We start from the raw sequence: 7359 nt of genomic DNA on the forward strand, positions 1-7359 counted from the left end.
GCTACTCAATGTCCAGCTCTTTAAGCTTGCGGGTTAAGGTATTGCGGCCCCAGCCCAGACAACGGGCCGCTTCCTGCTTGTGACCCCGGGTAAAAGATAACGCCTGCTCCAGTACAATCCGCTCAAATGCCGGGCTGGCTTCGGCCAGAATATTCTGCTCGCCGGCTGCCAGTTTATCTTCTACCCAGCTGGCCAGCTGGCTTTGCCAGTCACCTGTCGGTTGCTCTGCCGGTTTCTGGCTGGATTTCGCCGGCTGGGTCAGTTCTGGCGGCAAATCTGCTACCACAATGTGCTTGCCGCTGGCCATGACTGTCAGCCAGCGACAGCTGTTCTCCAGCTGACGCACATTGCCAGGCCAGTCAAGTTTACTGAGAAATTCTTCTGCTTCTTTGGTTAGTGTTTTTGCTTCAACATTCAGCTCTTTTGCGGCTTGCTGCAAAAAGTGCTGGGCCAGCTTAGCGATATCCTGTTTGCGATCTTTCAGAGGTGGTAAATGGACTCTGATCACGTTAAGGCGATGAAATAAATCCTCCCTGAATTTACCCTCCTGAGCCAGTTGCTCGAGGTTCTGATGGGTTGCCGCTATGATACGGACATCCACACTGACTGCCTGATGACCGCCCACCCTGTAAAACTGCCCATCGGCCAGCACCCGCAACAGACGGGTTTGCACATCCAGTGGCATATCACCAATTTCATCCAGAAATAAGGTGCCACTGTCGGCTTGCTCGAAGCGGCCTTTGCGCAGATTGTTAGCCCCGGTAAAGGCACCTTTTTCATGGCCGAACAACTCAGATTCAATTAAGTCTTTTGGTATAGCCGCCATATTTAAAGCGATAAAAGGCTGCTCTGCCCGCGGGCTATGCTTGTGCAATGCCCGGGCAACCAATTCTTTACCAGTACCTGACTGACCATTAATTAACACACTGATGCTGGAACGCGCTAAACGGCCGATAGCCCGGAATACCTCCTGCATGGCGGGCGCTTCACCAATGATCTCCGGGGTAATGCTGACAACCTGAGGTTTGTGTTTTGCCAGCCGGCTATGGCTGTGTTGTAATGCTCTGCTAATCAATGCCACCGCATCGTTAACATCGAATGGTTTTGGCAGATACTCAAAGGCGCCGCGTTTAAAGGCGTTCACGGCGCTGTCGAGGTCGGAGTGGGCCGTCATAATGATCACTGGCAATTCGGGGGCAAGGTCCTGCAGCCTGGCCAGCAGCGCCATGCCATCGGTGCCAGGCATTCTGATATCGGATACCACAACTGCTGGCTGATCGTATTCCAGCCGTTGCAACATTAAATCGGCCGAGGCAAAGCTTTCACATTTTATCTCTGCACGGGCCAGTGCCTTTTCTAACACCCAACGTATTGAGTTGTCGTCGTCAATAATCCAGACGGTATCACTCATCGCGTTATTCCTCCGTGTCTGATATAGGCAAATATAGGGTAAATTCGGTTTGACCTGGCCAGCTGTCACAGTCGATCCAGCCGCCATGCTGATGGATAAGGGTTTGGGCAATCGACAAGCCGAGTCCGGTGCCGCCAGCAGTGCCGCTTACCATCGGATAAAACAGAGTATCTTTAATTTCAGCGGGTATGCCGGGGCCGTTGTCGATGACTTTGATAAAAGCAACCAGCTTATAGCGCTTACCGTTTAAAGTATGCTGATGCAAAATCCGGCTTTGCAGGCAAATGGCGCCGTGCTCAGGTAGTACTTGTTGCGCGTTGCGGACAATGTTTAATAAGGCTTGCTCTATCAGTTCAGGGTCAAAGCAGAAATCCGGAATGCTGGGGTCATAGTCGCGGCTGAAACGCACGTTGCCCGGATTATCCATTTGAGCAAGCTGCAGTACCTGCTCGATTACCTGATGCAGATTGGCAACAAGCTTTTGTGGTGGGCGGTATGGACCAAGTAAGCGGTCAACCAGATTTCGTAAGCGATCGGCTTGAGCAATAATGAGTTGGGTATACTCTTTTTGTTCGTCATCCAGCGACTCTTCGAGTAATTGCGCGGCGCCCCGTAACCCGCCTAATGGGTTTTTAATCTCATGAGCCAGGCCCCGGATTAATTCACGCGCAGCTAAATGTTGATGTTGCTGCAAACTTTCCATACTGATTTTGCGCTGCTGATCAACCTGACGCAGTTCAAGTAACAGGTGGTTGGCCGGTTGCTCGCTGACGGTCAGCGAAATATCAAGCAGTAAGTGGCGGCCATCAAGCAGCACCGCTTGTACGTCGCTGACACTAAAACCTTGTTTACTGCTAAGGGCCGCGGTCAGATGGCCTGCCTTAATATCCAGATGCTGAAACAAACCCGGAAAATACTGGGCCGTTAAACGTTTCTCACCCAAACCCATTACGGCACAGCATGCGGTGTTAAAATAGCGCAGCATTAAATCACGGTCGAGCAGCAACACTGCGGTAGTTAGCTGCTCTGCCAGGGCCATAAAATCGGGTTGTTTGCTTTGGGTTGTCACACTGCCACCTCTGTTGCACCAAATTAGTGCAGGTGGTTGGCAGTGTAATCGGTTTTTAGCCGAAATACAGCCTGGACTGCCCTAATTGGGGTTAATTACCGACGCTCTGTGAAGATAGAAGGTTGTGACAGGACTGGTTGCAATAAGCTTGCCGCTTTGATCAAACAGTTCCATTTGCAGTTTGTGTTCGCCGCGCTCTATATCGCGCAGGATAAAGGTTGCCTTATTCTGTGGCTCGCTCAGTGGTGTGCCATCAACGACCAGACGCACTTGCAGCCCGCGCTGAAACATTGGGGTAATACGGCCAGACACGTAAACTGACCCCGTGTTATCGCGCACGGTACCATTATTTTCAGGCTGCGCTATTTCAATCTTAAAAGGTTCAGGCTCTACCGGTTTTCGACCAGGAAGATCAGTGCCGGTAGATTCCATGATATTGGGTCGGCTGGTTAGGTTAACTTCCTGTGCGCCAGGCTGTGGGCTGTCAGAGAATATTAAGACGCCATTTGCATCTTTGGTGACAAAAATACGCTTTTCCTGCGCCTGCAATGGCAGCATGATTATCAGCAAAGTTAATAACAACAGTAACTTATTCATGTGCTAGTCAAATCCATTGATGTTGCATTTTAATAATTATCGCTACACTTTAGCGCGCTTTAAAAAAGAATTCTACAAAAAAAAGGCCCACCAAGGTGGGCCTTATTCAGGGAAGCGTCAGTTAAACGCTGTAGTACAGTTCAAACTCTAACGGATGGACAGCAACTGCCACCCGACGTGACTCTGCACGTTTAATAGCAATATAGGCATCGATCATCGCGTCAGACATTACGCCACCTTTAGTAAAGATAGCGCGGTTTTTGTCCAGTTCGTCCATCGCCTCATCTAATGAGGTACACACTTGTGGAATATTGGCCGCTTCTTCAGCAGGTAAGTCATACAAGTCTTTATCCATAGCATCGCCAGGATGAATCTTATTCTGAATACCATCCAGGCCAGCCATTAACTGCGCGGTGAACGCCAGGTAAGGGTTTGCTGCCGGATCCGGGAAACGGCATTCAATGCGGCGTGCTTTGGCACTTGGCACCAGTGGAATACGAATTGACGCTGAACGGTTACGGGCAGAATACGCCAGCATTACCGGTGCTTCAAAGTGCGGTACCAGACGTTTGTATGAGTTGGTTGATGGGTTAGTAAAAGCATTAATTGCTTTAGCATGCTTAATGATACCGCCAATATAGTACAGGGCGATTTCTGACAAACCAGCATATTTATCGCCAGCAAACAGATTCACACCGTCTTTGGCCAGCGACTGGTGACAATGCATACCTGAACCATTATCGCCAACCAGTGGTTTAGGCATAAAGGTTGCGGTTTTGCCATACAGGTGCGCCACGTTGTGTATAACGTACTTTAACTGCTGCACTTCATCCGCTTTTTTGGTCAGGGTGTTAAAGCGGGTGGCAATTTCGTTCTGACCGGCTGTGGCAACTTCATGGTGGTGCGCTTCAACAACTTGTCCCATTTCTTCCAGTACCATACACATCGCACTACGGATGTCATGGCCTGAATCTACCGGTGGTAACGGGAAATAACCGCCTTTTACGCCGGGACGGTGGCCTTTGTTACCATCTTCATAAGCAGTACCTGAGTTCCAGGCTGCTTCAGTAGAGTTAATTTTAAAGAATGAGCTGGCCATGGTGGTTTCAAAACGGATATCGTCGAACATAAAGAATTCTGGCTCAGGGCCAAACAACACGGTATCGGCAATACCGGTAGATTTTAAGTATTCTTCAGCACGTTTAGCGATTGAACGCGGGTCACGGTCATAACCCTGCATTGTGCTGGGTTCAATAACATCGCAAGTGACGTTTAAGGTAGTTTCTTCAAAAAACGGGTCAAGCACTGCAGTGCTGGGGTCTGGCAGCAGGATCATGTCAGAATCATTAATGCCTTTCCAGCCGGTAATGGATGAACCGTCAAACATTTTACCGTCTTCAAACATGTCTTCAGTGACCTGACTTACCGGAATACTGACATGCTGCTCTTTACCTTTAGTATCGGTAAAACGCAGATCTACGAATTTAACGTCGTTTTCTTTAATTAGTTTTAATACTTCCGATGCAGACATGCATTCCTCCAATTGAACCGATTTGAACACTGAAATAGTGATTGCCCTGTTAAATGCCAGATATGTGCCAACATATAACTATATTGATTTTAAAGGGTTTACTGCGTTGGTGCAGCGCGCCTCAATCTTGGTTGCACCAATGTGGTGCCGCTTCGCCCGTTAATGGTGCATGATCATAACAGCAAAGTGTAGCTGAGATTTTGGCTCTGTTTAAAAAAAAACCGTCAATGAGCACAACGCCTTTTTCTTTCTGTGAAAAAAAAGAGTAGAATATGCGCCCTTTACTTTTGAAAAGCGTTTGCCTGGTGGTCATTATGGTCATCTAGTGCCACAGAGGATATTGATTCATGAGCGTTACCGCGTCAACTTTAGATAAACTGCGTAATATTGCCATCATCGCGCACGTCGACCACGGCAAAACCACCCTGGTAGACAAACTGCTGCAACAATCAGGCACCTTCGATGCAAGGGCTAAGCTGCAGGAGCGGATGATGGACTCCAATGCTCAGGAGTCTGAGCGCGGTATAACCATCCTGGCTAAAAATACCTCGGTACGCTGGAACGGCTACCACATCAATATTCTTGACACCCCCGGTCACGCCGATTTTGGTGGTGAAGTAGAGCGGGTATTGTCAATGGCAGACTCTGTTTTACTATTGGTAGATGCGGTTGACGGCCCAATGCCGCAAACCCGCTTCGTTACCCAGAAAGCGTTCTCTCACGGTTTAAAACCCATTGTAGTCGTCAACAAAATCGACCGCCCGGGTGCCCGCCCTGATTGGGTTATCGACCAGGTATTTGACTTGTTCGACAACTTAGGTGCTACTGACGAGCAGTTAGACTTCCCCATTGTTTACGCTTCAGCGTTAAATGGTTGGGCAACCTTAGACTATAACGAACCTAAAACAGATATTACTGATTTGTTCGAGGCTATTGTTAAGCACGTGGCGCCGCCAGCGGTAGAATTAAATGGCGAAACCCAGTTACAGGTATCCCAGCTGGATTACTCAAGCTATCTGGGTATTATCGGTATTGGCCGGATCAAGCGTGGCACCCTTAAAGCGAACCAGCAGGTGACTATTGTTGGCGCCGATGGCAGCAAGCGTAACGGTAAAGTTGGCCAGGTGTTTGGTTATTTAGGTCTGGAGCGGGTAGAGACGCCAGAAGCCCAAGCCGGTGACATTGTCGCGTTCACAGGCCTTGGTGAGCTGAAAATATCTGACACCATTTGTAGCACAACTAAAGTGCAGGCATTGCCTGCGCTGCAGGTGGATGAGCCTACTGTTACCATGACATTCCAGGTAAACACTTCTCCGTTTGCCGGTAAAGAAGGTAAGTTCGTTACCTCACGTCAGATTTTAGAACGCTTAACCCATGAGCTGAAGCACAACGTGGCGCTGCGGGTTGAAGAAACCGAAGACGGTGACAAATTTAAAGTGTCAGGTCGTGGTGAATTACACTTAGGCGTATTAATTGAAAACATGCGCCGTGAAGGGTTCGAATTAGCGGTATCACGCCCTGAAGTTATTATGAAAATAGTAGACGGCGCAAAAATGGAACCGATGGAAAACGTGACCATTGACTGCGAAGAGCAGAACCAGGGCGCCATCATGGAGCGGATGGGGGAGCGTAAAGCTGACTTAACCAACATGCAGCCAGACGGTAAAGGCCGGATCCGGATGGATTTCAACATGCCAAGCCGTGGTTTAATTGGTTTCCGTACTGAGTTTATGACCATCACTTCAGGCACCGGCCTGATGTACCATACCTTTGACCACTATGGCCCGCATAAGGGCGGTAACATTGGTCAGCGTATGAACGGCGTGATGATCTCTAATGCCGTCGGTAAAGCCGCTGGTTACGCAATTTTCTCCTTGCAGGAACGCGGTAAAATGTTTATCGGTCACGCAGAAGAAGTGTACGAAGGTCAGGTTATCGGTATTCACAGCCGTAGCAACGACTTAACAGTTAACTGCTTAAAAGGTAAGCAGTTAACTAACGTACGTGCCTCAGGTACTGACGAAGCGATTAACCTGGTGCCACCAGTGCGTTACACCCTGGAGCAGGCACTGGAGTTTATTGACGACGACGAACTGGTAGAAGTAACACCTAAATCTATCCGGATCCGTAAGCGTCACTTAACTGAAAACGACCGCAAACGCGCCAGCCGTGGCCCTGCTGCATAAGCGTTTTCTGCTATAAAACAAAGCCAGCATTATGCTGGCTTTGTTGTTTCTGGTGAGGTTAACTTAACCCAACTATGCAAGAACCGCAGGACAGGCCAACCAAAACTTATGGTTTAGTCCTTGCTTAACACTTGGCCACAAACTATATTCATAATTGTTAATTTTGAATATAGCTGAGGTGCCACTTGGCAACGACAAGTCTAAGTTTAGGCGAGCATTGGGAAGTGTTCATTAAGAATGAAGTGTCCAGCGGCCGCTATGGCTCTGCCAGTGAAGTGGTCCGCGATGCTCTGCGAGCCATGGAAGAACGTAAGAGCAAACTGGAAGCGTTACAAGCGCATTTATCCGAAGGTGCAACACAAGCCCGCAATGGAGCTTTTGTCGAAAGCTTCTCTATGGATTCGCTTATAGATGATCTGGATGCTGGAACTTAGTGGCGCAAACAACAGCTAATACTTACCGGGTTACCTTTCGTGCCAGGGACGACTTGAAAAATATTGGGAAAAAGGGGGCGGAGCTAATTAACTAGAAAAAGTGCTCCGACCCTGAGGGATCCCCACGAATT

6 protein-coding genes are annotated in these 7359 nt (G+C 48.8%); 2 read left to right on the forward strand and 4 right to left on the reverse strand.

What is annotated here, in order from left to right:
* Position 1: 1 nt before the first annotated feature.
* The 4 genes from glnG to glnA form a co-directional block, all read right to left on the reverse strand.
* Entirely contained in the window at positions 2-1411 is a 1410-nt protein-coding gene (gene glnG, locus B2X65_RS08285; RefSeq protein WP_290611884.1) for a nitrogen regulation protein NR(I), read from the reverse strand.
* A gap of 4 nt (positions 1412-1415) precedes the next feature.
* Positions 1416-2480, reverse strand: a complete 1065-nt coding sequence (gene glnL / locus B2X65_RS08290) for a nitrogen regulation protein NR(II) (RefSeq protein WP_290611885.1) — start codon at positions 2478-2480, stop codon at positions 1416-1418.
* An 81-nt stretch (positions 2481-2561) separates the two neighbouring features.
* Positions 2562-3077, reverse strand: a complete 516-nt coding sequence (locus B2X65_RS08295; RefSeq protein ID WP_290611886.1) for a DUF4124 domain-containing protein — start codon at positions 3075-3077, stop codon at positions 2562-2564.
* A gap of 121 nt (positions 3078-3198) precedes the next feature.
* The gene (gene glnA, locus B2X65_RS08300; protein ID WP_290611887.1) at positions 3199-4608 is read right to left on the reverse strand and encodes a glutamate--ammonia ligase; all 1410 of its coding nucleotides are present in this window, start codon (positions 4606-4608) and stop codon (positions 3199-3201) included.
* Between the two features lie 347 nt (positions 4609-4955).
* Between glnA and typA the strand changes: the two genes are divergently transcribed.
* On the forward strand, positions 4956-6794 hold the full coding sequence (gene typA / locus B2X65_RS08305) for a translational GTPase TypA (RefSeq protein WP_290611888.1): 1839 nt from the start codon (positions 4956-4958) through the stop codon (positions 6792-6794).
* Positions 6795-6979: 185 nt separating this feature from the next.
* A complete protein-coding gene (locus B2X65_RS08310) occupies positions 6980-7228 on the forward strand; it encodes a type II toxin-antitoxin system ParD family antitoxin (protein ID WP_290611889.1) in 249 nt (82 codons plus the stop codon).
* Positions 7229-7359 lie beyond the last annotated feature (131 nt).

The organism is Arsukibacterium sp. UBA3155, assembly GCA_002364615.1.
In the GTDB taxonomy this organism is placed as follows: domain Bacteria; phylum Pseudomonadota; class Gammaproteobacteria; order Enterobacterales; family Alteromonadaceae; genus Alishewanella.